This window comes from Albidovulum sediminicola, from assembly GCF_025751575.1.
Classification (GTDB): Bacteria; Pseudomonadota; Alphaproteobacteria; order Rhodobacterales; family Rhodobacteraceae; genus Albidovulum; species Albidovulum sediminicola.
In genome coordinates this window covers 24,327-50,304 of record NZ_JAOWLA010000017.1, presented here as the reverse complement: position 1 = coordinate 50,304, position 25,978 = coordinate 24,327, and the positions used below count along the sequence as shown (strand labels likewise).

Annotated in this window: 23 protein-coding genes; 9 read left to right on the top strand and 14 right to left on the bottom strand. The window is 65.9% G+C overall.

The features are described 5' to 3' along the window. Window positions 1–18: 18 nt before the first annotated feature. From OE647_RS16220 to OE647_RS16200, 5 genes are all read right to left on the bottom strand, one after another. Complete coding sequence (locus tag OE647_RS16220; protein ID WP_263722803.1) at window positions 19–945, bottom strand: electron transfer flavoprotein subunit alpha/FixB family protein; 927 nt, start codon at window positions 943–945, stop codon at window positions 19–21. After that, window positions 945–1,706: an electron transfer flavoprotein subunit beta/FixA family protein gene (locus OE647_RS16215; protein ID WP_263722802.1), complete on the bottom strand. Its 762-nt coding sequence runs from the start codon at window positions 1,704–1,706 to the stop codon at window positions 945–947. The genes OE647_RS16220 and OE647_RS16215 overlap by 1 nt, the downstream gene beginning before the upstream one ends. A gap of 161 nt (window positions 1,707–1,867) precedes the next feature. Beyond that, window positions 1,868–2,440, bottom strand: a complete 573-nt coding sequence (locus tag OE647_RS16210) for a cob(I)yrinic acid a,c-diamide adenosyltransferase (protein ID WP_263722801.1) — start codon at window positions 2,438–2,440, stop codon at window positions 1,868–1,870. Continuing rightward, on the bottom strand, window positions 2,440–2,652 hold the full coding sequence (locus tag OE647_RS16205; RefSeq protein ID WP_263722800.1) for a twin transmembrane helix small protein: 213 nt from the start codon (window positions 2,650–2,652) through the stop codon (window positions 2,440–2,442). The genes OE647_RS16210 and OE647_RS16205 overlap by 1 nt, the downstream gene beginning before the upstream one ends. A gap of 79 nt (window positions 2,653–2,731) precedes the next feature. Then, complete coding sequence (locus OE647_RS16200) at window positions 2,732–3,562, bottom strand: SDR family NAD(P)-dependent oxidoreductase (protein ID WP_263722799.1); 831 nt, start codon at window positions 3,560–3,562, stop codon at window positions 2,732–2,734. A gap of 180 nt (window positions 3,563–3,742) precedes the next feature. Between OE647_RS16200 and OE647_RS16195 the strand changes: the two genes are divergently transcribed. The 6 genes from OE647_RS16195 to OE647_RS20155 all read left to right on the top strand — a co-directional run bounded on the left by OE647_RS16195 (window position 3,743) and on the right by OE647_RS20155 (window position 10,291). After that, the gene (locus tag OE647_RS16195; protein ID WP_263722798.1) at window positions 3,743–4,189 is read left to right on the top strand and encodes a hypothetical protein; all 447 of its coding nucleotides are present in this window, start codon (window positions 3,743–3,745) and stop codon (window positions 4,187–4,189) included. 34 nt (window positions 4,190–4,223) lie between these two features. Then, on the top strand, window positions 4,224–6,254 hold the full coding sequence (locus OE647_RS16190) for a dynamin family protein (RefSeq protein ID WP_263722797.1): 2,031 nt from the start codon (window positions 4,224–4,226) through the stop codon (window positions 6,252–6,254). Between the two features lie 14 nt (window positions 6,255–6,268). Then, a complete protein-coding gene (locus OE647_RS16185) occupies window positions 6,269–7,708 on the top strand; it encodes a dynamin family protein (RefSeq protein ID WP_263722796.1) in 1,440 nt (479 codons plus the stop codon). Between the two features lie 85 nt (window positions 7,709–7,793). After that, on the top strand, window positions 7,794–8,183 hold the full coding sequence (locus OE647_RS16180) for a hypothetical protein (RefSeq protein WP_263722795.1): 390 nt from the start codon (window positions 7,794–7,796) through the stop codon (window positions 8,181–8,183). Window positions 8,184–8,233: 50 nt separating this feature from the next. Beyond that, the gene (locus tag OE647_RS16175; RefSeq protein ID WP_263722794.1) at window positions 8,234–8,980 is read left to right on the top strand and encodes a hypothetical protein; all 747 of its coding nucleotides are present in this window, start codon (window positions 8,234–8,236) and stop codon (window positions 8,978–8,980) included. A 3-nt stretch (window positions 8,981–8,983) separates the two neighbouring features. Further along, window positions 8,984–10,291, top strand: coding sequence for a hypothetical protein (locus OE647_RS20155; protein ID WP_318527959.1), 1,308 nt, complete (start codon window positions 8,984–8,986; stop codon window positions 10,289–10,291). Window positions 10,292–10,394: 103 nt separating this feature from the next. On the opposite strand, the gene OE647_RS16165 is transcribed toward OE647_RS20155, so the two are convergent. The 6 genes from OE647_RS16165 to OE647_RS16140 form a co-directional block, all read right to left on the bottom strand. Then, on the bottom strand, window positions 10,395–11,498 hold the full coding sequence (locus OE647_RS16165) for a LysM peptidoglycan-binding domain-containing protein (RefSeq protein ID WP_263722793.1): 1,104 nt from the start codon (window positions 11,496–11,498) through the stop codon (window positions 10,395–10,397). 88 nt (window positions 11,499–11,586) lie between these two features. Continuing rightward, a complete protein-coding gene (locus OE647_RS16160; protein ID WP_263722792.1) occupies window positions 11,587–12,687 on the bottom strand; it encodes a transporter substrate-binding domain-containing protein in 1,101 nt (366 codons plus the stop codon). A gap of 108 nt (window positions 12,688–12,795) precedes the next feature. Then, window positions 12,796–13,881, bottom strand: coding sequence for a LysM peptidoglycan-binding domain-containing protein (locus OE647_RS16155; protein ID WP_263722791.1), 1,086 nt, complete (start codon window positions 13,879–13,881; stop codon window positions 12,796–12,798). Window positions 13,882–14,025: 144 nt separating this feature from the next. Further along, complete coding sequence (locus OE647_RS16150) at window positions 14,026–14,793, bottom strand: PP2C family protein-serine/threonine phosphatase (RefSeq protein ID WP_263722790.1); 768 nt, start codon at window positions 14,791–14,793, stop codon at window positions 14,026–14,028. A 16-nt stretch (window positions 14,794–14,809) separates the two neighbouring features. After that, on the bottom strand, window positions 14,810–15,760 hold the full coding sequence (locus OE647_RS16145; RefSeq protein ID WP_263722789.1) for an FHA domain-containing protein: 951 nt from the start codon (window positions 15,758–15,760) through the stop codon (window positions 14,810–14,812). A 93-nt stretch (window positions 15,761–15,853) separates the two neighbouring features. Further along, on the bottom strand, window positions 15,854–18,157 hold the full coding sequence (locus OE647_RS16140; RefSeq protein ID WP_263722788.1) for a serine/threonine-protein kinase: 2,304 nt from the start codon (window positions 18,155–18,157) through the stop codon (window positions 15,854–15,856). Window positions 18,158–18,555: 398 nt separating this feature from the next. Here OE647_RS16140 and OE647_RS16135 point away from each other — a divergent pair, with 398 nt between their 5' ends. Then, the gene (locus OE647_RS16135; RefSeq protein ID WP_263722787.1) at window positions 18,556–20,901 is read left to right on the top strand and encodes a DNA topoisomerase IV subunit A; all 2,346 of its coding nucleotides are present in this window, start codon (window positions 18,556–18,558) and stop codon (window positions 20,899–20,901) included. 39 nt (window positions 20,902–20,940) lie between these two features. Here the strand turns inward: OE647_RS16135 and OE647_RS16130 are convergent, their stop codons facing one another. From OE647_RS16130 to OE647_RS16120, 3 genes are all read right to left on the bottom strand, one after another. Then, complete coding sequence (locus tag OE647_RS16130) at window positions 20,941–21,597, bottom strand: Fe2+-dependent dioxygenase (protein ID WP_263722786.1); 657 nt, start codon at window positions 21,595–21,597, stop codon at window positions 20,941–20,943. Between the two features lie 4 nt (window positions 21,598–21,601). Further along, window positions 21,602–22,453, bottom strand: a complete 852-nt coding sequence (locus tag OE647_RS16125) for a hypothetical protein (protein ID WP_263722785.1) — start codon at window positions 22,451–22,453, stop codon at window positions 21,602–21,604. Window positions 22,454–22,541: 88 nt separating this feature from the next. Then, window positions 22,542–23,903, bottom strand: a complete 1,362-nt coding sequence (locus OE647_RS16120) for a cytochrome P450 (protein ID WP_263722784.1) — start codon at window positions 23,901–23,903, stop codon at window positions 22,542–22,544. A 121-nt stretch (window positions 23,904–24,024) separates the two neighbouring features. Between OE647_RS16120 and OE647_RS16115 the strand changes: the two genes are divergently transcribed. Together OE647_RS16115 and tuf are read left to right on the top strand one after the other, a co-directional pair. Then, the gene (locus OE647_RS16115; protein WP_263722783.1) at window positions 24,025–24,639 is read left to right on the top strand and encodes a hypothetical protein; all 615 of its coding nucleotides are present in this window, start codon (window positions 24,025–24,027) and stop codon (window positions 24,637–24,639) included. Between the two features lie 91 nt (window positions 24,640–24,730). Next, window positions 24,731–25,906 (top strand): elongation factor Tu, encoded by a 1,176-nt coding sequence (gene tuf / locus OE647_RS16110; RefSeq protein ID WP_263722770.1) that lies wholly within the window; start codon window positions 24,731–24,733, stop codon window positions 25,904–25,906. The last annotated feature ends 72 nt before the right edge of the window (window positions 25,907–25,978 follow it).

Here is a 25,978-nt window from a genome sequence, read left to right as displayed (position 1 = left end):
TGTTTCGAGCGCGTCGTCTCACAGCTTTTCGGTGAGTTCCGGGACGGCGGTGAAGAGGTCGGCGACGAGGCCGTAGTCGGCGACCTGGAAGATCGGGGCCTCTTCGTCCTTGTTGATCGCGACGATCACCTTGCTGTCCTTCATGCCGGCGAGGTGCTGGATCGCGCCGGAGATGCCGACGGCCACATAAAGCTGCGGCGCCACGACCTTGCCGGTCTGGCCGACCTGCCAGTCGTTCGGCGCGAAGCCCGAGTCGACGGCGGCGCGCGACGCGCCCACGGCGGCGCCGAGCTTGTCGGCGAGCTTCTCGATCAGCGCGAAGTCGGACTGGGAGCCCACGCCACGGCCGCCCGAGACGACGATGCCGGCCGAGGTCAGTTCCGGACGGTCGGAGGTCGCGACCTTGTCCTCGACCCACTCCGACAGCCCCGGGTTCGCCGCGGCCGAGATCGTCTCGACTGGTGCCGAACCGCCCTGGCCCGCCGGATCGAAGGTCGCGGTGCGGATCGAGACGACCTTCTTGCCGTCCGAGGATTTCACCGTCTGAATCGCGTTGCCGGCGTAGATCGGGCGTTCGAACGTGTCCGCATCGACGACGCCCGAGACATCCGAGATCACCATCACGTCGAGAAGCGCCGCCACGCGCGGCAGCACGTTCTTGGCGTCCGTGGTCGCGGGGGCGACGATGTGCGAATAGTCGCCCGCGAGCGACACGATCAGCGCCGCCGTCGGCTCGGCCAGACGGTGACCCAGCGAGGGGTCCTCGGCGCAGAGCACCTTCTTGACACCGTCAAGCTTGGCCGCTTCCGCCGCCGCCGCCGAGGCATGGGCCCCGGCGCAAAGCACGGTCACGTCGCCCAGCATCTTCGCCGCCGTCAGGGCCTTGGCGGTGGAATCGACCGACAGCTGGCCGTCGGTCACTTCGCCCAGAAGAAGAACAGCCATCAGATCACCCCTGCTTCGTCTTTCAGTTTCGCGATCAGCTCGTCGACCGAGCCCACTTTCACGCCCGCCTTGCGGCCCGCCGGCTCCACCGTCTTGACGACGGAAAGGCGCGGCGAGACGTCGACGCCGTAGTCGGCGGCGGTCTTTTCCTCGAGCGGCTTCTTCTTCGCCTTCATGATGTTCGGCAGCGAGGCATAGCGCGGCTCGTTCAGGCGCAGGTCCACAGTCACGATGGCCGGCATCTTGACCTTGATGGTCTGCAGGCCCCCGTCGACCTCGCGCGTCACCGTCGCGCTGTCGCCGTCGATCGAAAGTTCCGAGATGAAGGTCGCCTGGGACCAGCCCAGGAGCGCCGAGAGCATCTGGCCCGTCGCGTTCATGTCGTTGTCGATCGCCTGCTTGCCGCAGATCACGAGGCCCGGCTGTTCGGCATCCACCACCGCTTTCAGCAGTTTCGCGACCGCCAGCGGTTCGATGTCGGTGTGCACGTCAGAGGCCGCCTCGATCAGGATCGCGCGGTCCGCACCCATCGCCAGGGCGGTACGCAGCGTCTCTTGCGCCTGCTTCACGCCGATCGAGACAACCACGATCTCCTCGACCGCGCCCTTCTCCTTCAGGCGGATCGCCTCTTCGACGGCGATCTCGTCGAACGGGTTCATCGACATCTTCACGTTGGCCAGATCGACGCCCGTGCCATCCGCCTTCACGCGGACCTTCACGTTGTAGTCAATCACCCGCTTCACAGGCACCAATACCTTCATCGGCGTGCATCTCCTCAAGATCAGAGCCGCCCCAGAAGGGCGGCGTGAAAGCTTCCGCCGATTTGTTAGCGATTCCTCGTCGCAGAGGACAGTGCAAAATCGACACTGGTTGTCGCAGGGCCGCCACGTTTTGGCGTGTTAGCGCCGGACATCCGTCCCGCTTAGCGGTTTGCCCCCGGGACCCAAAGGACATCGGCGCGACCGGCGTCGTTCGCCATGCGCGCCGCGCAGAAGAACCAGTCCGACAGGCGGTTGAGATAGCGCACCGCCGCCGGGTTCACCCCTTCTTCCGCCGCAAGCTCGACCGCCAGACGCTCGGCGCGGCGCGCGACGGTGCGGGCATGATGAAGATGCGCGGCCAGCGCCGTCCCGCCGGGCAGGATGAAGCTGCGCAGCGGCTCAAGCGCCGAGGTCATCGCGTCGATCTCGCGCTCAAGCCGGTCGATCTGGGCATCGACCATGCGCAGCACCGGATAGCCCGCCTCGCCGTCCTTTTCCATCTCGGGCCGGCACAGGTCCGCGCCAAGGTCGAAAAGGTCGTTCTGGATGCGCTGAAGCTCCGCGTCCACGGCGCCCTGGGCGTGGAGCCGGGCCATCCCGATGACGGAGTTCAACTCATCCACCGTGCCGTAGGCCGAAACGCGCGCCGAATGCTTGGCGACCCGGACCCCGTTGCCAAGGGCGGTGTCGCCGGCGTCGCCTGTGCGCGTGTAGATCTTGTTCAGGACAACCATCAGCGCCCTCCAATGCCGCCGCGAATGAAGACGAAGAGAAGGATGAGCAAGACCGCGATCGCCTGGGCGATGATCCGGTAGCGCATGATCCTGTTGGCGTGCTTGCGGTTGAAATCGCCGCCCTTGGCAAAGCCGCCGATGCCGATCATCAGCACGATCAGGACGATAAGGCAGGCGCCAGCCGCGATCAGGAAAAGCGGGTCGTTCAGCATTGGTCTCTCCCCCTCGACGGGGCAGGTTTAGTCCTTCCCGGCCCGAAAGCGAAGCCTGAAATCACCCCATCCCGCCGCGTCAAATCCGCCCCAGAAAGGCGTCGAGCGCCCGGCCCGGCAGAATCCGGCGCAGCATCGCGATGACATGGGTGGGCACGGTGACCCGGTAGCGCGGGCGCGGATTGCGGGTCGAAAGCGCCTTGATCAGCACCGCCGTCACGGCCGAGGCGGGCAGTTCCCAGCGGTCGGGCCCCCGGCTTTCGTAAAGGCGCTTCAGAAGCGTCGATTCGTACTGCGCCGCGCGTGGGGAGTTGCGCCAGTCGATCCAGCGTTCGAAATGCGGGATCGAGTTCTGGCGGATGAGGCTGGTGATCGGGCCCGGCTCGATCAGGACGATGCGGACGCCGGTGTCTGCCATCTCCAGCCGCAGCACATCCGAGAGCCCCTCCATTGCGAACTTGGTGGCTACATAGGCGCCGCGCCATTTCAGCCCGGTGAAGCCGAGCACCGAGGAGCAGTTGACGATATGCCCGTGGCCCTGCGCCCGCATCACGGGGATCACTTGGCGCGTAAGGTCGTGAACGCCGAAGAGGTTGGCCTCGAAGATCTCGCGCAAGGCGGCGCGCGGTAGATCCTCGACCGCGCCGGGGCAGGCGAAGGCGCCGTTGTTGAAGACCGCGTCAAGCGTGCCGCCCGTGCGCGCCAGTGCCTCTTTCACCGCGGCGGCGATGCTGTCTTCCTCCGCGTAGTCGAGCCGGAAGCTTTCCAGCCCCTCGGAGCGCAGGCGCGCGCAGTCTTCCTCCTTCCGGCAGGTCGCGAAGACGCGCCAGCCTGCGCGGGCCAGTCCAACCGCCGCGTCATAGCCGATGCCGGAAGAGGAGCCCGTAATCAGGATGCTTTTTTGTTTCACGTTTCTCGCCGTGTCCGCTGCTCGCCTCTAGCGATAGTGCAAAGCCCGGCCGCCGGAAACCGTCTTTTTTCGATCCTCTTTTGTTGGGGTGCGAGAGAACTCTCGGGCGAAATTGTTCGCCGCCGGGCTCAATTGGGACACCGTTTTGCCACAATGGATTCATAGCCTCCGGCAAGGATTGTGAAGCTTCTGGCGACATTTACCGAGTCGCTCGGGACGCTTCGCGGAAATGCGTGGATCTGGGGCGCGTTGACAGTGGGAACGGGGACGACATTCGCATCGGAAAGCGCCGCGCCAGCGTCGGCAGGCGGGCTTGGCGCCGCGCTGACCGCGCTGGGTGATGCCGCGCCGGGCGTGGGGATCGGCATTCGGCTGGTCGGCTACGACAGCCGGACCCGCCGCCTTGGCAACGCGGCGATGAACGCGGTGCTGGCGCGCGGCCGCCGCTTCGACGATTGCGATGTTCTGGCCGAGTTTCGGAACGGGCGATCCTATGAACGGCTCAGCGTCCTCGTGGACGAACCTGCCGGCGGTCTGCCGGCATCGGAGCGGTTCGCGCTGGTGACCATGGGGCTGGAGGTGCTCAGTCACCTGGATGATTTGGGGGCTGCTTCCGTCGCCGCCTGAGGGCGTGGACGGTAGGGTGTGAAAGGACTGGTACATGTTGCAGAACAGGGTGTTGCTGAAATCGGGAAATGCGGCTTTTGCGGGGATGGCCACGTCCTTCGCGGAGTTGTCGGAGACGCTTGACCGGCTTGCTTCGGTCGGGGACGAGCGGACCGCTTCGCGTGCCGTGGGTCTGAAAGCGCGGCTTGAGGAGTTTTCGGCGAAGATCACCTTTGTCGGGCAGGTCAAGGCGGGCAAATCCGCACTGACCAACATCCTTGCCGCGACGCCGGAACTTCTGCCGTCGGATGTGAACCCCTGGACCTCCGTCGTCACCACGGTTGCCATCAACACCAAGGCCCCGGCCGACACGGACGGACCGACCAACACCAAGGCGCGCTTCACCTTCTTCAACCGGGATGAGTGGGACAACCTCGTGGTGGGCGGCGGGCGCCTGGGGGAACTTGCCGAACGCTCTGGTGCACAGGAGGAACTGGCCGACATCCAGCGCCAGGTCCAGGCGATGCGCGATGCGACCAAGGCGCGGCTCGGCAAGCACTTCGAGCTGCTTCTGGGTCAGCACCACGCCTACGGCTATGTCGATCCCGAATTGGTCGAGCGCTACGTCTGCCTGGGCGACGACATCGCACCGGGCGAGGGGAATGCGCAGAGCGGGCGTTTCGCCGACATCACCAAATCGGCGGAGCTGTTCCTCGACATCCCGGAATACGATGTCTCGCTGACGCTCTGCGACACGCCGGGCGTCAACGATACCTTCATGATGCGCGAACAGATCACCCTGCGCAGCCTGCGCGGGTCCGAGCTTTGCGTGGTCGTGCTGTCGGCGCACCAGGCGCTTTCGACCGTCGATATGGCGCTGATGCGGATCATCTCGAACCTCGAAAACCGCCAGATCATCCTGTTCGTGAACCGTGTGGACGAGCTTCAGAACCCGGCCGCCCAGATCGACGAGATCCGCAAGGGCATCCTGGCGACGCTGAAGAAGTTCAACATCGCCGCCGACGTCGGCATCGTCTTCGGCAGCGCGAAATGGGGCGAGGCCGCGCTGACCGGGACCTATGAGTGCCTGTCCTCCGACAGCCGCAAGGCGCTGGAGGAATTCGCCGCCGCCCATCCCGAGCACGCGGGTGCGGACGAGTGGGAAACCGCTTGGAACCTGTCGGGTCTGCCCGGCCTGCTGACCGCGATCGCGGAGCGGGTGAGCGAAGGCGCCGGTCGCCGCCTGCTGGAGCGTATCCGCCGCAACGCCCGCAACCTCACCAACGAGGCGCGCGCGACGCTTCAGGCGCGCCGCTCTGGCGGGGCCACGGTCACGGTCGATTTCGCCGGGCATTCGGCCGCCTCGGTGATGACCCAGCTGGGCGCGAAGTACGAGGGCGATGTGGCGACCCTGTGCCAGCAGTTGCGGGACGACCTGATCCAGCGGATGAACGCCGCCGAATCCGGCTTCGTCAAGCGCGCGACCGATTCGCTGCTGGAACATCTGGAACGGCACGGCGAGAGCGGCACCTGGCAGTACGATCCGACCGGCCTGCGCGTGTTGCAGCGGGCGGCCTATCTCAGCTTTACCCGGGCGATGTCGACCAAGCTGTCCAAGCTTTACGAGGACGCCGCGCGCCATGTGGAGGCCGTCTATGCCGCCGTTCTGTCAAGCGAGGAGGGCGAGTTCCGGATCGAGGCGCCCCATCTGCCGCGCGTTCCCGCCCCCGTGGGCCTGGGCAAGACCATCGCGCTTGACCTGCAAAGCACCTGGTGGCGCCGCTGGTGGCAGAAGCGCCGCGGATACGAGGCCTTCGCGAAGGATTATGCGCATCTGATCCGCGCCGAGGCGAATTCCATCACCCGGGACCTGGAGGAAAATCAGGTCGCGGCGGTGCTCGAAAACGCCCGCGCCATCCTGCGGGAGTTCATGAAGGAACATCAGGAAACGATTCGCCGCATCACGCAGCCCGATGCGGAGATCGCAGAGGATGCGCGCAAGGCACTGGGCGTGCTGCAAGCCGGGACTGACACCGGCGCGGCCTTCGGAGAGATCCTCCGCGGGCTTGACGAAATGGCAGCCTGAAGGGGACGGGCAGAATGAACGACGGGCAGACAACGAACCAGCGGCCGGTTTCGCCGGCTGGCATGACCCGGCTTGAAAGCTGGGCGAGCAGAAAGCCGTGCATCGCGCTGATGGGCGAGTTCAGCGCGGGCAAGACGACGCTGACAAACCTTCTGGTGGGCGAGGACGTGTTGCCCACGCGCGTGACCGCGACGCAGCTCCCTCCGGTCTGGATGAGCTATGGAGACCCCGCGGCGTGGTATGTGGACACCGAAGGGCACCGCCATGACATCGGCTTTGAGGAGCTACACACCGTTCCCGTCGAGGGCGTGCGCTACATCCGGATCTTCTGCAAGGGCCGCATCCTTGAAACCATCGACCTGATTGACACGCCGGGGATATCGGACCCGAACATCCCGAAGACGGTCTGGGAGATGGCGGTGGGCTATGTGAATGCCGTCCTGTGGTGCACGCATTCGACCCAAGCCTGGCGGGAATCCGAGCGCAGCGCCTGGGAATCGCTGCCCGAACGGCTGCGCGAAAACTCGATCCTGCTGGCGACCCGGTCCGACAAGCTGCTTGCGGGCGACCGGCAGCGCGTGGCGCGGCGCCTGAAGCGCGAGGCGGGCGACATGTTCCGCAGCATCATCATGTTCTCCGCGATGGATGCCATCCGCGCGGTGAGCGAGGAGGATGCGAGCGGTCTCTGGGTCGAAAGCGGCGGTGACGAACTGCTCTCGGCGCTTCATGAAATCTCCCATGACATTATTGAGGCGCGAATGGGCATGCTGTCCCGCTACGCCGTGATCACGGGGGAAAATGTGCAGCCCTCGCGTGTCCGGCCTGGTCGCGCCGTTCGCCCCGCCCGCGCGGAGCGGGACGACGGGGCGCCGCGCGAACGCCTCAGCCGCGACGATGCGGCGACGATGCGGTCGTTCGTCGTCGACTCAGGGGACCGGCCTGCCGCCGCCACGGGCGAAGCGTCGGAGGTGCTTCACCTCGACTTCTCCTTCCGCACGGGTGTGGCCGAGCCGGAGACTGAAACGGTCGAGCCCATGGCAGAGGATCAGGTAGAGGAGAGCGCCGAAACACCGGCCGCCCAAACACCGACCGCGGATGCGGCAGGTGCCGAAGTTGGCGACCCTGTCGAGCGGAAGGCGGAGGCAGACGTCTCCGAAGCCGAAGCGCTTCCGTCGGATGTGGTGGCAGAGTTGGCGCCCGAAGACACCGAGAATGTGCCGCTCAGCGAGGTTGCAGAGTGGGACGTCAACCCGGTGCAGGCGGGTGAAGACACCGAGCCCGAGGTCCTGCAAACCTCCCTGACGCGGCTCTGGCGGGATCTTCTTGCATCGGAGCCCGAGGCCCATACCGTGCGCGATGTCCTGGCGCTGTTCGAAAAATTCCTGACGGCCGTCGACCGCGCCGAAGGTGTCGAACCCGATGAGGAGGACGCCGGGATACGCCGTCACGGCTGACGGGATGCCTACGCGGCACTGGCATCTCGCCGCCCGCCCCTGTATCTGCTGAAGGCGGGGCGCTTTTGGGCGATGGAGGCGGGTCATGGCGCTGAACGAGTTGATGGACGGGACGCTCAGGGCGCTGCCGGAATGTCTGGCGGTGTGCTACGTCGATATGCCCGAAGAGCTTGTCCTGACGCGCCGCAGCAGCCGCGCCTTTTCGCAGGAAGTCCTGGATGCGGTCGCCACACTTGCGTCGCGCCTGCTGGAGGGGCGGGGCGTCGCGGAAGCGTGGCGACAGGCCGCGGTGGCCCCTGAAGAGGAACGCCCCGGCGAAGCCATTCTCGCGAACGATGATTTCACCTGCCTGTTCCTGCGCATGGAAAAACACGACGAGCACGCGTTGTGCCTGATCGCCAACCGCGGCGCCGATGTCGCCCAGATGCGTCTTGCCGGCCGGGCACTTGGGAAAGACATTGCAAATATCTTATAAATCCGCAGGATTTTAGAACCGTTACAGGTCGAGAAGAGTTAGTAAACGCCATGGCGGTCAGCCGCGAAATCATGTCGATCATGGCCGGGATCGAGGTCCTTGCCGAACCGCAGGCCAAAGCCCTGCGCCCGCTTCCAGGGAAGTCCGACACGGCGCGCCTGGAAGCGATGCTGCGCGTGGTAAGCGGAACGATCCTGCCGCGCCGGCTCGTCTTCTGCGCGAGTGAGGGGCGGCAGCTTGTCCTCACGGCGCGCAGCGGACGGCTGTTTGCGGTAGAGGGCATCACCGAGACCGATCTGGAGGGGGTCGCGGCAGCCCTCGCGGCGCATGCGCACGACGAAGGGCCGCACGGGTATGAGGTACAGATCGCCGGAACGGACGATAGCGGCGTCGGGGTGGGCTACCCCTCCGGCGAACTGCGCGCGGCCTGCGCGGCCGCGCTTCAGGCCCCCGAAGCCACGGCGCCCGCAGATTTCGGCGCGCGGCTGGCGGCATTGTCGACCGCTTCCGGAACGCTCAAGGAAACCGGGCAGATTGCGGATCAGGCCGGTGACGCGGCGTCTTTGCCCGGTAGCGCGGGTGCGGCGCTGGTCGCTGACGTGGCTGATATCCGTGGCGCGCTCGACCGGTTGGGCGGTGGCTTCGGCATCGTTCTTGTCGGAGCGGCGGAGGACGGGGCGCCGCGCCTGGCCCTCGCCGAGGCAGAGGGCGCACTGTGGATCGCGGCCGCCCGCCCGGGCACGGCGGTGCAGCTGCTGCGCGCCTGGGCCGAAGCCCGCCGCAGCGAAAGGGGATAAGCCATGGGTGGATTTCCCCGGCCGCAGAGCGAAATCGATATCCTTCGGCGCTTCGTGCGCGCCCTGGAGGGCACCGGGGCGCAAGCCAACCCTGCGCTTGAAAACGCGAAGGGCCAGGCCGAGGCCTATCTCGCGCGGCTTGAGGCGCCGGTGCGCATCGCCGTGGCGGGGCTTTCGCGCGCCGGAAAATCCAGCCTCGTCAACCTTCTGGTCGGGGAGGCGGTGATCCCCACCCAGCCCCGCCGCGCCGTCATGCCGGCTGTGATCCTCCGGCATGCGGAGAGCTATCGCACCACTGCCGGTTGGTGGGACCGGGAGGAAAAGGTCTTCGACCGCCTCGACATCGCTGCCGCCATGGCCGAGGCGCCCGACATCGTTTCGGTCGGGATCGACTGCGAGGTGCTGCGCGATGTCTGGCTCATGGACCTGTCCGATCTGGAGGAGTCCGGGGCGCAGGCCAACGCGCTGTTCGTGCTGAGCCGGCTGGCCGACATGATCGTCTGGTGCACGAACGCCGAGGAGCCCTGGGCCGAGGAGGAAAGCCACCTCTGGGGCTTGGTCCCCAAGGCGGTGCAGCGGCGGGCGATCCTCGCCGTGACGCATGCCGATCACCTGCCCGCCGGAACCCTGACGCCGACACTCGAACAACTGGGCAAGACGGTCGGCGCGGCCTTCCGGAAGGTCCTGCCGCTTGCGACGACGGACGCCTGGCGCGCCCTTCAGGGCGAGGTCGCGAAGCCCGAAGTGCTTTGGGCGGCAAGCGGGATCGAACCGTTCATGCTGGCGATGATGGAAATGGCGATCGACTGCCGCAAGGCGGAGATCGAAAGGGTCCGGCGCAGCATGGCGCAACATCTCGAACCGCTTCTGGACCAGCTTCCGTTGGAGCAGGCGCCCCCGCCGCCGCCCGTCCCCGATGGTGCGGAGCTCGCGCGTGCGCCCGAACCGCCCCCACAATCAGCGGCAGGAAAGACCGATGAGGCCGCATCGCAAACCGGGCGCGCGAGCCCGGCCTTGACGGCCTGGAAGGCGCGGATGGCGGCCTTCGTCGCCGCGCTTCACTCCGGCGAGATCGCCGAGGACGAGGACTTCCTGACCGCCGCTCAGGATGCGGTTTCGGACTTCCTTGGGGATCTGGCCGCGATCGGGCCGGTCCCGGCCAGCGATGCCTGGATCGAGGAGGAGTTTCAGCGCGCGCAGGACCTGCTGATCCTGATGCAGTACGAATCGGACGAGGCGAAGTCGGAAACCGCAGCGCTTCTTCTTGCGCAGCTGACCGAAGGGCTCGCCCATTCCGGCGCCTCCGCCTGACCCAAAGGGTCAGAGCCGGATCAACAAACGAGAAGGCCCGCGCAGGATGCGCGGGCCTCTTGCGATTAGGCGGGTGCCGCCGGGGTGGCGGCACCCGGACGGGTTAGTTCGCCATCTTCATCAGGTTCTCGTTGTGCTCTTTCAGCGTGCTCGAGATGATCGCGTACCATTCGCCGCTGTTGCGCATCTCGGTCAGACCCCGGTTCAGGAGCGTGATGTACTGCTTGCCGAACGGGTTCGACTTGTGCGCGATGAAGGACATCGACAGCACCTTCGACAGGTTCGGGTTTTCAACGACATCCGTGCCGATGCCCAGTTTGGCGACCGCATCCGCGGCGGACTGGACCTCGATCCCGGCCACGTCGGCCGTGCCGGTGACCAGCGCCTCCATGCAGTCCTCGGGCAGGACCGGGCGCACAAGCTCGATGACCGGCGGGGTCAGGCCTTCTTCTTCCAGGTCGAAGGTGAAGTACCCGTCCATGCGGCAGATGCGGGCGCCCTTGTAGTCGTCGAAGCTCTTCGCACCGGCGAAAGAGCTGTCCTTCATCGTGTAATAGCCGACGACGGGTTCGTAGACGGGCAGCGACGCATCGAACTGGTCGCAGCGGTAGCGCATGGCGTCGCTCAGCATGTCGCGCTTCTCGCAGTTCGGCATGAACCAGCCCAGGCCGACATCGAATGCCCCGGTCGGAAGCAGCGTTTCGAGGTGCGCGCTCCAGTCGTTGACGAAGGCGCTCATGTAGTCGCGGTTGTTGCCGCCGCGATGCATCGCCGTTTCGGCAAGCCGAAGGAGGAAGCCACCGCCCGTCAGGCTCTCGTCGCTGAAGGGCGCGTAGTTGCTGCCGGCCAGGAACTTGACCGGCGGTTCATAGGCGTTCGATTTCGGCGCGGAGAGGGCCTTCTTGTTCTGCTCTTCGATGATCTGCTCGGCGGTGACGGTTTCGGAGATCCGGCCGTCCTCACAGGGCATGTTCAGAACCGTGCCCGCCTCGAGATTGGCGGGGTTGTCGCCGATGATCTCACGGTTGGCGTTGAAGATGTTCTGGTAGTCGCCGGTGCCGAATGCGGCCTGTGCGATCGTGCCCAGGGTGTCGCCCGCCTGGACGGTGTAGGGCTTACAGGCCTCCTGTGCAGAAGCCGAGGTCCCGATCAGCAGGGCCGCAATCCCGGCAGCTGCCACTCGGAAGAATTGGATGCGCTGTTCCATCTATACTCTCCATTAATCCTTTTTGCACCATCATCGGCGGTGCGCGCTTTTAAGGCAGCGGGTCGGCTCATCCGGCCCGCGGTGATCGTTAATTCTCAGAAAGCTTCTCGTTCGCCTCCTTGAGGGAGCTGGCGACGATGTCGTACCATTCGCCGCTGTCGCGCATCTCATCGAGACCGGCGTTCAACTCGGTCAGAAACTCAAGCGCGCGCGCGTTCTTCCGGGAGGCCATAGCGGAAATTGCCTGGATCGAGGTGACGAAGGCGTTCTCCACGAACTCCTCCCCGAGGCCCAGATCCTTGCGGACCGAGACCATCGCCTGGGACTCCACCGACATCACGTCGTAGCGGCCCTGGACCACGCCTTCCGCGCAGTCGCCGAGCGTCGGCGGAATGGAGATCGTGACGGCAGGTTCGATCAACCCGGCCGCGTCGAGGTCATGCATCGAGTAGCCCTCGGGCCGGCAGATGCGGGCGCCCTTGTAGTCCGCGATGGTCTTCGCCCCCGCATAGGGGCTGTCCGCGCGGGTGAAGAAGCCGAAAACCGCGTCATAGAGAGACTTCGAGAAGAGGTAGTTGTCGCAGAAGTCCTGCGTCATCTCCGATACGGTGTCCGTCGCACCGCAATCGGGGGCGTACCACGCGATGCTCAAGTCATAGGCCTTGGCGGGCAAGAGGACCGACATATGCGAATCCCAGTCGTCGACCCAGCCGATCAGGTATTTGCGGTCGTTGCCGGCACGGTGCATCGCCGTTTCCACGAGGCGGATCAGGAAGCCGCCGCCGGTAAGCCCTTCGTCCGTGAAGGGATACCAGTCGCCGCCGGTGACGAACTTGACCTTGGGCTTGTAGTCATCGACCGCCGGCGTTGTGCGGCTGGCCGAGGCCTCGGCCGATTTCGCCACGTCCGGGATCGGGGCATCGGCGGTCAGCCGGCCATCGGGGCAGGGCAGGATCAGCTCGGTTCCTGGCTTCAGGCCGGAAATGTCGTTGCCGATCCTTTCACGATTCGCGTTGAACACGATCTGGTAGTCGAGCGTACCGTAGGCCTGGATCGCGATGGTGCCGATCGTGTCACCGTCCTGGACCACATAGGTGGAGCAGGCCTGCTGCGCAGAGGCGGACCCGAAAAACGCCGCGGCGAACAACGATGATGCCGCGAGTGTCTTGCTGTTAAGGCGCAAGATCATGAGCTGATCTCCTTTTTGTTCCTGGTGGCCCCTCTGGCCTGTCCCGTCGGTGGGGTTGTGTTGCTTTCTCCCGGGTGGTCCCGGCCCCTGGGAGGGCCGGGCTGTCCGTCAGTTCTTCTTCATCTCTTCCTCGGTCTGCGCCATCAGCCCGGCGGAGACGATGTCGAACCACTCGCCGCTTTCGCGCATTTCGGTCAGCCCGCGGTTGATCACCTCAAGGATTTGGCCCGCGTGGGGGTTCGATTTGTGGACCAGCACCCGCAGAGTCTTGACCTGCGCCAGGTGCGGGTCTTCGACGATGTCGTTCTTCAGGCCCAGATCGGCGAGCGCGTCCGAGGCGATCTGCAGATCCAGATGCACCACATCGACCGCGCCCGTCGCGAGCCCCTCGAAGCAATCCGCGGCCGAGACCGGGCGCACGAGCGTGATGTCGGGTTCGACAAGGCCCACCGAAGTCAGCCCGGAGAGCGAGTAGCTTTCGGGCCGGCAGATCCGCTTGCCCTTGTATTCGTCATAGGACTGGGCCTTCTCCAGCCCGCTCCCCTTGATCGCGAAGAAGCCGTCAACGATCTCGTAGAAGGATTCGGAGAAGTCGAAGTCGGTGCAGCGATAGGCGTCCGTCGGCGACAGGGCGCCCAGGGTCTCGCAATCCGGCCGGCTCCAGGGGAAGGTCGCATCGAAGGCCTGGCGCGGCAGCAGGCTGTCGAGGTGCGAACTCCAGTCGTTGATGAAGTCGATGGAGTAGGTCTGCTGCTTGTCGCCGCGCATCATCGCGGTGCGGACCAGCTTGGTGAAGATCCCGCCATCCGGGAGGTCTTCGCCGCTGAAGGGCGGGTAGTCGCTGCCGGTTACGAAAGCGATCGCCGTCAGCGCCTCTTCCGCCGCGGCGGTCTCGGTCACAGTGGCCGTCGCGGGCGCTTCCGCCGGTGCCGGCGCCTCTGCCGGTGCGGGCTGGGCCGCCGGGGCCGCGGCGGTCTCGCCGCAGGGGATCTCGATCCTCTTGCCGACCTCGATCAGGTTCGGGTTGTCGCCGATGGTCGCGCGGTTTGCCTGGAAGATCTTGGCGAAATTCTTGCTGCCATAGACGCGCAGGGCGATGTTGGTCAGCGTATCGCCGCGCTGGATCGTGTAGCTGGAACAGGCTTCCTGGGCGGAGGCAGAATAGGTTCCGGCCGTCAAAGCGACCAAGCTCACCGCAAGAACCTTCTGAATATCGGTTCGCATAATATCGTGCCCTTTCTCGAGCATTGGTTGCAACCATCGGTCCGGTGCCCTGAGCGCCGACGTGATCGCCAGTGATTTGGGGATAGGCCGCCCGGTCGGTTGGCCGCGAACTCGTTAACTGACCTTTATGACGGCGAAGGAAATATTGTCCTGTTCAGGGTCCTCCAAAGACTGGACCTCAGCCATCAGCGCCTTGGCCAACTCGGCGCAGCTTTCTTCCTTGTACCGCTCGACGACCTGCTGGATTTCCTTGTCGGACAGAAACTGAAGCCCGTCGCTCGACGCGATGATGATGTCGCCCGGCTCCAGCGCGACCGGGTCCTTGCCGCAGTCCATGCGCGGGATGGGGGCCCCCATCAGCACCGAGGTCAGGCAGTTCCGGTCCGGATGATTGCGCGCCGTTTCCTCGTCCAGCATGCCGGTGCGCACCATCAGGTCGATCTGGGGCGCCATCGAGTGGTCCTCGTTGACCTGGCGCAGCCGCCCCTCGCTGAAGACATAGAGCGGCGAGTCCCCGACCGAGACCCAGTGCAGACGGTTTTCCATCAGCACCGGCGCGATGAGCGTCGTTCCCATGCCGGAAACCTCGCGGTTCGCCGCCACATAGGTCGCGATGGAGTTGTTCGCCGCCGTCGCGACCTCCTTCAGGATGACGGGAATATCCTCATCCTTGAGAGCATAGGGCTGGAGCCGCGCCTTCAATCCGCGCGAGACCTCGGTCACGACGATATTGCTGGCGACATCGCCAGCCGCGTGCCCTCCCATGCCGTCGGCGAGCACGGCGAAGCCGAGCGCGTGATCCTTGAGGAACGCGGTTGCGACCGCGTCCTCCTGATAGGCGCGTTTGCCCTTGTTAATGGCTGTTGCGACATCATAACGCATTGATAAAAAAACTTTCTTACTCTTCTTCCCAGACGAAATCCTCGCCGCAGAATGCAACGAACGTCATTGTGGTCTCGCCGATCCGGATCAGGTCACCGTCCGAAAGCGGCTCGGTGCTCAGAACGGGCTTGCCGTTCAGGCGCACGATATTGGCCTTGCCGCCATGGCCCAGGTAAAACTTGCGGTCCTCGTCATCAAAGGCGATTGCCGCATGGTTCTGGCGCGAGATCGAGTTGTCGCCGAAATCCAGCTGGATCGCCTGGTCGTCGCCGCGGCCGATCTGCGAAACCCCGGCGCCGATGGCGATCGAGGTGCCGCGCCCGGGGCCCTTGGTGATGACGACCCAACCGAACGGAAATTCGCTGCGGTTGGCGTTCTGCTTGGGCGAGGTGTCCTTCGCGAACACGTCCTCGAACCGCCCGTCCGACCGTTCGAAGCCGAGGAAGGTCGTCTTGACCCGGCTGCCGCGGCGCGGTTCGCTGGAAACCGGCTGCGGCGCCTCGGCGGCCCGACGTTCGGGCACTGGGGCAGCCTCGGGCTTCGGCGCGGGCCTCACGGCCTGTTCGGGCAGCAGCCGCAGGATCTCGGCGATGGGTTCGCGGACCGGTTCGGGCGCGCGCTCCGCGACCTCGGGCTCAGGCGCGGGATCGTGGGCGGCATCAAGCTCTTCGGCCATCTCGTGGCCGTTGAGGGCCAGCGGCTCGTCCTTCACCTCGGCGGGCTTGTCCTTGGCCTCGGCGTCCAGCGAGACGCGCAGCTGCTGAAGAACGGATTCAAAGGGCTCGACCATGAGGTCGGGATCGTCAAGCACCTGATCCTGTTGCGGTGCCGCCGCTGCGGCGCTGGTCGCGTCGTCCTGTTCCAGCGCGCCGCTTTCGGCCTCGTCGTTTCGCGCGGCCTTCCTGCGGGACACCAGATCGAACGAGAAGCCCTTCTCACCCAGCCCTGCCAAGGGACGAATACGCATGGTCGTGACCTCGCATTTCAATGACTTGTTGCTGCGCGAAACGGCGCCGTGAAACTCGTACTGAAACAGGTGCGCCGGGGCGCGGGGTCAGTCTTACTCGACGGCCAGATTGAGGCTGGCGGTCGTCTTCACATTGTTCCTGAGGACCTCAAACTCGGCGACGGTCTTGCCCATCCGCACCAGGCCCCGCATCACGTCTTCAAGGCTGCTTGCCTCTTTCAGCTCCAGGCCCGTCGCGGTCTCCGAGAGGATAACGTCGCCTTCGCGCAGCGAGGTCTTGGCATCGCCGACCTCGCGTACGGTGGTGACCCAGCTGTCCTCGCCACGACGCGCGGCGGCTCGGACGCCCTCGACAAGGCCGACGCGACGCAGAACCGGCACGACCAGCTGCACGCGGCTGTATTGCGCGTTGCCCGGCAGCTTGATGCGAACCGAGGCACGCTCAAGCCCGTCGCGTTCCACCGTCAGGTTCCGGAGGATCAGCGCACCGACGTTCTGTGTGGGCGAAACCGGGTTTCCGTTGACCGAGAAGATCGTCGTGCCCCTCATGATCCAGTCGCCCGCGACGGACAGGTCGGCATCCTCGTCGATCGAGGTGATGTTCGCGTAGTTCACGCCGCCGATCGAACGGACTTGGGTGTTGAACGGCACCGTGACGTCCCAAAGCGCGAAGGCGATCTGGTTGGCGACCGGAACGGGCGCGGGCGCCACCTCGACGGGCTCCGACGGCGCTGTGGCCGGCTCGGCTGCGGCCGCTTCCTCTGCGGCCGGCATCACTGCGGCGGCCGTTTCGGCAGGGGCGGGCCCCTCGGCCGGGGCATCCTCGACCGCCACAGCGGCTGCGGCCGTGAGGATCGGCTCGCTTTCGGGTGCTGCCACCTCGGGTTCGGGGGCCGGGGCCTGTGCCTCGGGCTCGGCGGCTGCGGTCACCGGGGGCGCGGCGGGGGCTTCGGGCGCCGACTGCGCCTCGGGCGCGGCTTCGGCGGTCTTTACCGGCTCGGGCGCGGGTGGCGCCTCGGGAGCCGCTTCCGTGGTCTTTTCCGGCTCGGGCGCTGGCAGCGCGGCCACGCTTGCCGATGCGGTCGGTTCGGCGGGCACGTCGGCGGCCGGCGCCTTTTCACCCATCTGCATCACGACGAAGCCGAGGACGGCCAGAACCGCCACCGTCGAAAGGCCGAGCAGCAGGCTACGGCCCGACCCGCCACGCGCCTCCGGCAGGGGCGCCGGCGAGGGGGCGCTGGAGACGTGCTTGGGCTGAACCTTGGCGGGGGCCGGCTTTTCCGCTGGGGGCGCCGTGGTGGCCGCGACTGGCGCTTCAGGCTTGGGTGCCGCGGGTTCCGGCGCCTTGGCGGTCTCAGCCGCGCGCGTCTCGGGTTCGGCCGCCGCGGCAGGCTCATCGAGCGCTGCCATCTGTTCGCTCATCAGGCGCGAAACCGCGGCCGTCGCGTCGGCGTTCACGATCTCCGGCGCCGGGTGCTCAAGCATGTCCAGCCATTCGTCGGCGCTCTGGATGCGCTTGCGCGGCACGGCATGCATCGCCTTGTCGATAGCCTCGAGGAAACCGACGGGGTAACCCGGGAACCGCCCGGCGAGGGCGTGGTAGGGGTCGCCCTTGCCCTCGGCGATCGCGGCAAGCCGGACCTGGCTGTTGGCCGCGGGCGTCCCGGCGATCGCGTGGTAAAGCGTTGCCGCCAAGGCGTAAAGATCGCTCCACGGGCCTTGCTCGCTGCCGGCGATGTAGAATTCCTGCGGCGAATAGCCGTCCTTCACGACCCGCAGCGCCGACAGGGCGCGGCTCGCGCGCGAGGCTTCCTCGCGCGCTGCGCCGAAGTCGATCAGGATCGGCTCGCCGGTCTTGTCGATCAGGATGTTGTCGGGCGAGATGTCGCGGTGCAGGATCCCGTTCTGGTGGATGAACCCGACTGCCTTCAAAAGCTTGCGGGTGATCGAATCGAGCCTTGCGGGCGTGATCTCGGCGGGCGCGCGCTCGATGATGTCGAGCATGTCGCGTCCGTCGATGAAGTCGATGGCCATGTAGGCGGTGTCGTTGTCCTCGAACACCTGGTGGACGCCGACGATGTTCGGATGAACCAGCTTCGAGAGGCTGCGGGCCTCCTGGACGAAGAGTTTGACGATCGACTTGAACTCGGCCTGGTGGGCGCGGGAGCGCGCGCCCACAATCGTGTCGCTGCGCCGGCAGAAGCTGCCCGGAAAGCATTCCTTGATGACGACGTCACGATCGAGGCTGTCCTTGGCCAGATAGGTGATCCCAAAGCCGCCGCTGTTGATGAAACGCGAGATGGTATACTGGCCCTGAAGCAATCTGGTGCCAGGCTTGAGTTCATCGACGAACTCTTCCTTCGAAGCCTTTTCAGCGGCTAGTTGCGGTGCCGTCATTTTCGCTTCCCCAACTTCTCAACAGTCGTCCGTCTCACTCGGAATTGTGTCTGGTCCATTCACAAATGCAGGAGGCAGAAACAGTCCGTCGAGTTCGTGAGGGTTAGCTTCTCTCTGAGAAAGGGGCGAAAATTGGGCGCAGTGTGGGCGTAATGGCGAATTCGATCCCGTGCCGGCCGTTTCACGGAAATTGTCGCTAAACCTGCGACAATGAAAGCCGGTGCCGGGTTGCCTTGGGTGCGGTTTCGTGCCCGGCGGCCGGGTTCTCGCATGCCGAAGAGGCGCGGGCCGTGTGCGATTCTCAGGGCCCCGGGACCCGCGCGGCGCGCCACAGGCTTCGCAGTCGGGCGCCTTCTTTGGCGGTTTACCAAGGCCCCTACGGCGGATAAACATCCCCCATGAGCAGCACCGACGCGAACGAGCCTGCAACAGGGCCGATCCAGACATCCGAACCCCTCAGCCGGGCGATCGGCGAGCGCTATCTGACCTATGCGCTCTCCACGATCATGCACCGGGCGCTTCCCGACGCGCGCGACGGGCTCAAGCCCGTGCACCGCCGCATCCTTTATGCGATGCGCGAGTTGCGGTTGTCGTCCACAGGCGGATTCCGCAAGTCGGCCAAGATTTCGGGCGATGTCATGGGGAACTACCACCCCCACGGCGACGCGGCGATCTATGACGCGATGGCGCGCCTCGCGCAGGATTTCAACGTCCGCTATCCGCTGGTGGACGGGCAGGGCAACTTCGGCAACATCGACGGCGACAATCCAGCGGCCTCCCGCTACACCGAGGCGCGGCTGACCGCCGCGGCCGAGGCGCTGATGGAGGGGCTGGCGGAAAACGCGGTCGACTTCCGCCCCAACTACGATGGCACGTTGGAAGAGCCGGTGGTGCTGCCCGCGGCCTTTCCGAACCTTCTGGCCAACGGCGCCTCGGGGATCGCAGTCGGCATGGCGACGAACATCCCGCCGCACAACATCCACGAACTGGTCGATGCCTGCCTCGCGATGATCAAGCACCGCGACGTGACGGATGAGGATCTGCTGACCCTCGTGCCCGGTCCCGATTTTCCGACCGGCGGCGTGATCGTCGAGCCGCGCGACTCGATCCTTGAGGCCTATCGGACAGGCCGCGGGTCGTTCCGCACCCGCGCCCGCTGGCAGACCGAGGATCTGGGTCGCGGAACCTGGCAGATCGTCGTGACCGAGATCCCCTACCAGGTTCAGAAATCCAAGCTGATCGAACGCCTGGCCGAGGTCATCCAGACCAAGAAGGTGCCGCTTCTGGCCGATGTGCGTGACGAAAGCGCCGACGACATCCGCATCGTGCTGGAGCCGCGCTCCAAGAACGTCGATGCGGAGATGCTGATGGGCATGCTCTTCCGCAACTCCGACCTGGAGACGCGCTTCAGCCTCAACATGAACGTGCTGATCGACGGGCGCACGCCGAAGGTCTGTTCGCTGAAGGAGGTTCTGCGCGCCTTCCTCGATCACCGGCGCGAGGTGCTGATCCGCCGCTCCCAGCACAGGGTGGAGAAGATCGACCACCGGCTGGAAGTGCTCGAAGGGTTCATCACCGCATTCCTGAACCTCGACCGTGTGATCGACATCATCCGTTACGACGGCGATCCCAAGGCCGCACTGATGGCCGAGGACTGGACGCGCAAGCAGGCGCGTGCCACGTCGGAGAAGGACTATGTCTCTCCGCTGTCGCTGCCGCGCGTCGTGGATGGCCTGACGGACGTGCAGGCCGAGGCGATCCTGAACATGCGCCTGCGCTCTCTCCGTCGGCTCGAAGAGATCGAGCTGGTGAAGGAACGCGACGCGTTGATCAGTGAACGCGAGGGGCTGGCGGCGCTCTTGGCCTCCGAGGGGCTTCAGTGGAAGAAGATCGCGTCAGAACTGAAGGACGTGCAGAAACAGTTCGGCAAGGAGGCCCCCGGCGGCGCCCGCCGCTCGATGTTCACCGACGCCGCAGAGGTCGAGGAAGTGCCGCTGGAGGCGATGATCGAGCGTGAGCCGATCACCGTGATCTGTTCGAAGATGGGTTGGATTCGCGCCATGAAGGGGCACCAGCCGCTGGATGCCGAGGTCAAGTTCAAGGACGGGGACGAAGGGCGCTTCATCTTCCACGCCGAAACGACCGACAAGATCATCCTGGTGGGCAGCAACGGGCGTTTCTTCACGCTTCTGGGCGCGAACCTTCCCGGCGGTCGGGGGATGGGCGAGCCCGTGCGCCTGATGGTCGACCTGCCGAACGAAGCGGAGATCGTCGACCTGATCGTGCATCGGCCGGGCGAACGCTACATCGTCGCCTCATCCTCCGGCGACGGGTTCATGGTTCAGGCCGATGAGATCGTCGCCCAGACCCGTGCGGGCAAGCAGGTCATGAACCTGGGCGACGACGCGAAGACCGTCGTCTGCAAGCCGGTGGCTGGCGATCACGTCGCCGTCGTGTCGAAGAACCGCAAGCTGCTGGTCTTCCCGCTTGATGAACTGCCCGAGATGACCCGGGGCAAGGGTGTCCGGCTTCAGAAGTATAACCTGGCGCGGGGGCGGCAGGGCGTTCTGGAACTTGACGGGGGTCTCTCCGATCTCACGACCTTCGAGATCGCCAAGGGCCTCTCCTGGTCGATGTCGAACGGCAATACCCGGACCGAGCCCATGGCCGAATGGGTTGCCAAGCGGGCCAGCGTCGGCAAGGCGCCGCCCCACGGATTTCCGCGCGACAACCGCTTCGCGTGACGCGGCCGCCGCCCCGTCAGGGCTGCGGCGTGCTTCGGCTCAGGCCGCCCACATGCGGATCAGGTTCGACCGGGTCTTGCAGAGCGTGTCGAAAAGCCCGGTCTTGCCCTCCCGCGCGAAGATGTCCGCGATCGCCCGGTCGAGGTCGAAGAGGATCTCGCGCTGTTCAACTGAGCGGACCCAGCTTTGCACCCAGCCCACGACGCAAAGCCGGGTTCCCGACCGTACCGGCTCCACCCGGTGGAGCGTTGTGGAGGGGTAGAGGATCAGATCTCCGGCGGCGAGCTTGAACGCCCGTTCCTCCACGGTGTCCGCCACGATCAGCGCGCCGCCCTCATAGCTTTCGGGATCGTTAAGGAAGAGCGTGAAGGAAAGATCGGTCCGCACCCCCTGCATGAGGGCGTCATCGACATGCATCCCGTAGGTCTGTCCCTCCCGGTAGCGCGAGACGATGAGCTTCGTCATCGCCCTTGGCCGGGCCGCCGAGGCGAAGACCGGATGCGCCATCAGCGCGGCAGAGACCTTTGCCTGAACCGCCTCAAGTTCAGGTGAGGGGCGGGCCTGGTCGTTGGCCTTGATCTCCCGAACATAACGGCCGGCCGTGGCGCGGCCATCGCCGAAGTCGAGCGCGGCGGCGGCCTCTCTCAAGGCCGCCACCTCGCCCGCGTTCAGAACCTGTTCCAGCGCGAGAAACATCGGTCTACTTCAGCTTGTAGGCCGCAAGCTCGACCTTGGCCGCGGCGGCGAGGATCAGGCCGGCATCGGCCTCGACGCTGCCTTCGGGCGAGATCGAGGGGAATCCCGGCGCGGTTTCGTCGATGGCCGCGACGGCCTTCTCGCCGAAGGCCTTCTCGGCCGCGTCATCCTCGCCCGCCATATGCGCCGCAAGCGCACGGGCGGTTTGCACGAAGCCCCAGGCGTCCTGGTATTCGTGCAGCTCGCTGACCGCGCCGTCCTTGATGCCTTCGTCATATTCCTCGGCGGCGTGGCGCATCAGGGCAAGGATCGCCTCGGCCTCCTCCGGTTCGGAGGCGCCGGAATGTTCGCGGGCCTCGTCGATCTCCTTCAGGACCTCGGCCAGCGCGGCCTCCACCTCTTCAACCGGCTTGCCGGCCTCGACGGCCTCGGCCAGCGCCGTGAGCTCTTCCGCGAAGTCCTCGGCCCCGAATTCGTCGAGGTGGCCCTTCAGATCCTCGTAGATCTCGTCCTGCGGGTGCTTCATGTGGGTCTTCGCCTGGTCGGCCAGCCCTGCGCGGTAAAGCTCGACGCCCGCCCGCAGATGGCCCTCGACCAGCCCGAGGTCGGTCAGAAACTCCACCACCACCTCGGGAACCGCGCCGCTGCCGCCTTCCCCACCTTCGCCACCCTCTCCGCCTTCGCCGCCCTCGGTCTGGGTCAGCCAGAGCGTTTCGGGGCCGCCGGTCGTGATGGTGAAGGTGTCGGCCTGCGCGCTGCCCGCGAGGGCGACGCCAACCGCGGCACCCGCGATTGTCAAGGTGCTCCAGCTGCGGGGCGTGACGCGACGCGCGGTCCCCTTTTCCGATTCGGTCATTTGACCCTCCTGTTCGCTACATGTGCTCTGCATAGGGGGGGCTCCCGATCAGCGTCAAGATGTTCCTGATTATTTTTATCGGGAAATATCAGGCGGGCGAGATTTCCAGCCAGACGCCGCCCTGGGGCCGCAGTGTCAGGATCAGCACCGGGTCGGGTTCGCGGCCGCCCACACGGTCAAAGCGGAACCGCGCCAGCAGCGTCGCAAGGATGATCACCGCCTCTTGCAAGGCAAAGGACGCGCCGATGCAGATCCGCGGCCCGGCGCCGAAGGGAAGGTAGGCGTAACGGTCGATGACCCGCGAATCGGCGAAGCGGGACGGATCGAAGCGGTCTGGCTCGGGCCAGAGCAGGTGGTTGCGATGCAGCGCATAGATGGGCAGCATGACCGTGTCGCCCGGCCGGACCTCGCGCCCGCACAGGCGGTCGTGGCTGCGCGCGGTGCGCGACAGGAAGGCGGCAGGCGGATAAAGGCGCAGCGCCTCGTCCACGATCTGACGGATGTAGGGCAGGGCCGGAAGGTCCGCGGCCGTCGCGGCACGCCCCCCCAACACGGCCTGCGCCTCTGCCCGCGCGCGGGCCTGCACGGCCGGATCGAAGGCACAAAGATAAAGCGCCCAGGCCAGCGTCAAGGCCGTCGTCTCATGCCCCGCGACGATGAAAGTCAGGAGGTTGTCGCGCAACTCGCCCGTGTCCATCCGGCGCCCGGTTTCGGGGTCCTCCCCCGCCAGGAGCAGGTCCAGCAGATCAGGCACCGGCCTGCGCCCGGCCTTCCGGCGCCCCTCGATCGCCATGTCCGCGATGCGCTTCATCTCCCGCATCGCGGGTCCGGCGACGACGCGCCCGGGTCGCGGCACCCACATCGGCGCCCCAAGGATATCCAGAAGCGAAACCCTGGCCGTCTGTGCGATATAGGCGTCGATGGCGCGATGAACGGCGGCGCGGTCGAATCCCTCGGCGCCCGAGAAGGTCACGTCCGAGATCACCTCGAACGTCGCCGTCACCATTTCCTGATAAAGGTCGGCGGCGCGGCCCTCGGCTTGCGCGATCCGCTCCGACGCGCGCTCGGCGGCCGCCGTCATGACCGGGGCCAATCCTTGAACGTTGCGCGGTGAAAAGGCGGGGGCCGCGGCCCGGCGCTGCCAGTGCCAATGGGGGCCTTCGGCGATGAACAGGCTTTCCCCGATCGCCGGGGCAAGGATCAGCTTGGTGACATCGGACTTCGGATAATCCTCGACGGCATCCTTCAGGATGTGCCGGTTCGCCTCCGGGTCCATCACCATGTGCCAGCGCTTGCCCGTCCGCCCCGAAACGATGGGCTGGCGCGTGGCGATTTCGGGGATCAGGCCCAAGAGGTTGCGCCGCGCCGCCCGGAAAGAGCCCCATATGCCCATGGGCTCGGTCGCGAGGGACACGCGCGCCGGCACTTCAGGCTGGGTTTCAGGAACCATTCAAACCTCCGCCCTGCAAATATAGCGCCCTAGCGCCGGGCGCCAAGCCGAACGATTGCAGCAGCGCGGCGAAGCCGTTAAGCCTTGCAGGAGCCCGATCCGAGCCCGACCCGAGGAAGACATGACGCCGATCAAACGTTTCGCCGCCCTGCTTGCCGTCGCCCTGGCGGTCGCCTGCACGCCCGCCGAGCAACGCCCTGCCAAGCCCCTTGGCGATTTCGCGCTGGGCTATAACATCGTCGTTGCCAAGAACGCGAAGCCCGTCGGGCCGTCGCGCAAGGCCACGCCCGAAGAGTGGGAAGCGGCGATCAAGAAAGAGATCGCGGCGCGCTTTGACAAGCAGACGGGCGAGAAGCTCTATCACATCGGGATCGGCGTCGATGCCTATGCGCTTGCGGTTCCCGGCATTCCCATCGTGCTGTCGCCCAAGTCGGTGCTGGCGGTCACGGTCAACGTCTGGGACGATACTGCGGGGCGCAGGGTGAATGCCGAACCACGCCAGTTCACGGTCTTCGAAAAGGCCTCCGGCTCGACCTTTATCGGCTCGGGCCTGACCTCTTCCAAGGAGGAGCAGATGCAGCGCCTGGCCGCCAATGCGGCGCTCAAGATCGAGGCCTGGCTGGATGCGAACAAGGCCTGGTTCACCCCCGAGGCTGCGGCGGCGCGGGCGCTTCTGCCGCGTGAGGACCAGGGCGGCGCCGAAACCGCCCCGGACGAGGCCCCGGCAACCAACTGACGCTTGATTTTTACCGCCCTTGCCGATAGGCAGCGCGCGAGCGAAAATCGGGTCCCCTTCGGGGCCCCCCAACTCATGAGGCGCCGCGGACATGGCAAAGGCAAAGTTTGAACGGACGAAACCGCACGTTAACATCGGGACGATTGGTCACGTTGACCACGGCAAGACGACGCTGACGGCTGCGATCACGAAGTATTTCGGCGATTTCAAGGCCTACGACCAGATCGACGCGGCGCCGGAAGAGAAGGCGCGGGGGATCACGATCTCGACGGCGCACGTTGAGTACGAGACGGCGACGCGCCACTACGCGCACGTCGACTGCCCGGGCCACGCGGACTACGTGAAGAACATGATCACGGGTGCTGCGCAGATGGACGGCGCGATCCTGGTTGTGAACGCGGCCGACGGCCCGATGCCGCAGACGCGCGAGCACATCCTGCTCGGCCGCCAGGTCGGCATTCCGTTCATGGTCGTTTACCTGAACAAGGTCGACCAGGTTGACGACGAGGAGCTTCTGGAGCTCGTGGAGATGGAAGTTCGCGAGCTTCTGTCGTCCTACGACTACCCGGGCGACGACATTCCGATCATCAAGGGCTCGGCCCTGGCCGCGCTCGAGGGCCGCGATCCGGAGATCGGCGAGAACTCGATCCGCGCGCTTCTGGACGCCGTTGACAGCTACATCCCGACGCCGGAGCGCGCGGTTGACCAGCCGTTCCTGATGCCGATCGAAGACGTGTTCTCGATCTCGGGCCGCGGCACGGTTGTGACCGGCCGGGTTGAGCGTGGCGTGATCAACGTCGGCGACGAGGTTGAGATCGTGGGCATCCGCACGACGCAGAAATCGGTCTGCACGGGCGTGGAGATGTTCCGCAAGCTTCTGGACCGCGGTGAGGCGGGCGACAACATCGGCGCGCTGCTGCGCGGCATCGACCGTGACGGCGTTGAGCGCGGTCAGGTTCTGTGCAAGCCGGGTTCGGTGAAGCCGCACACGAAGTTCGAGGCCGAGGCCTACATCCTGACGAAGGAAGAAGGCGGCCGTCACACGCCGTTCTTCGCGAACTACCGTCCGCAGTTCTACTTCCGCACGACGGACGTGACGGGCACGGTGAAGCTGCCGGAAGGCACCGAGATGGTGATGCCGGGCGACAACCTGAAGTTCGAGGTCGAGCTGATCGCGCCGATCGCGATGGAAGAGAAGCTCCGCTTCGCCATCCGCGAAGGCGGCCGCACCGTCGGCGCCGGCGTCGTCTCCAAGATCATCGAGTAATCGAGACCGGGTCTTCCGGTTGCGGGGCCGCCCTTCGGGGCGGCCCTTTGCGTTTCGGCGCTGCGCCGCCAC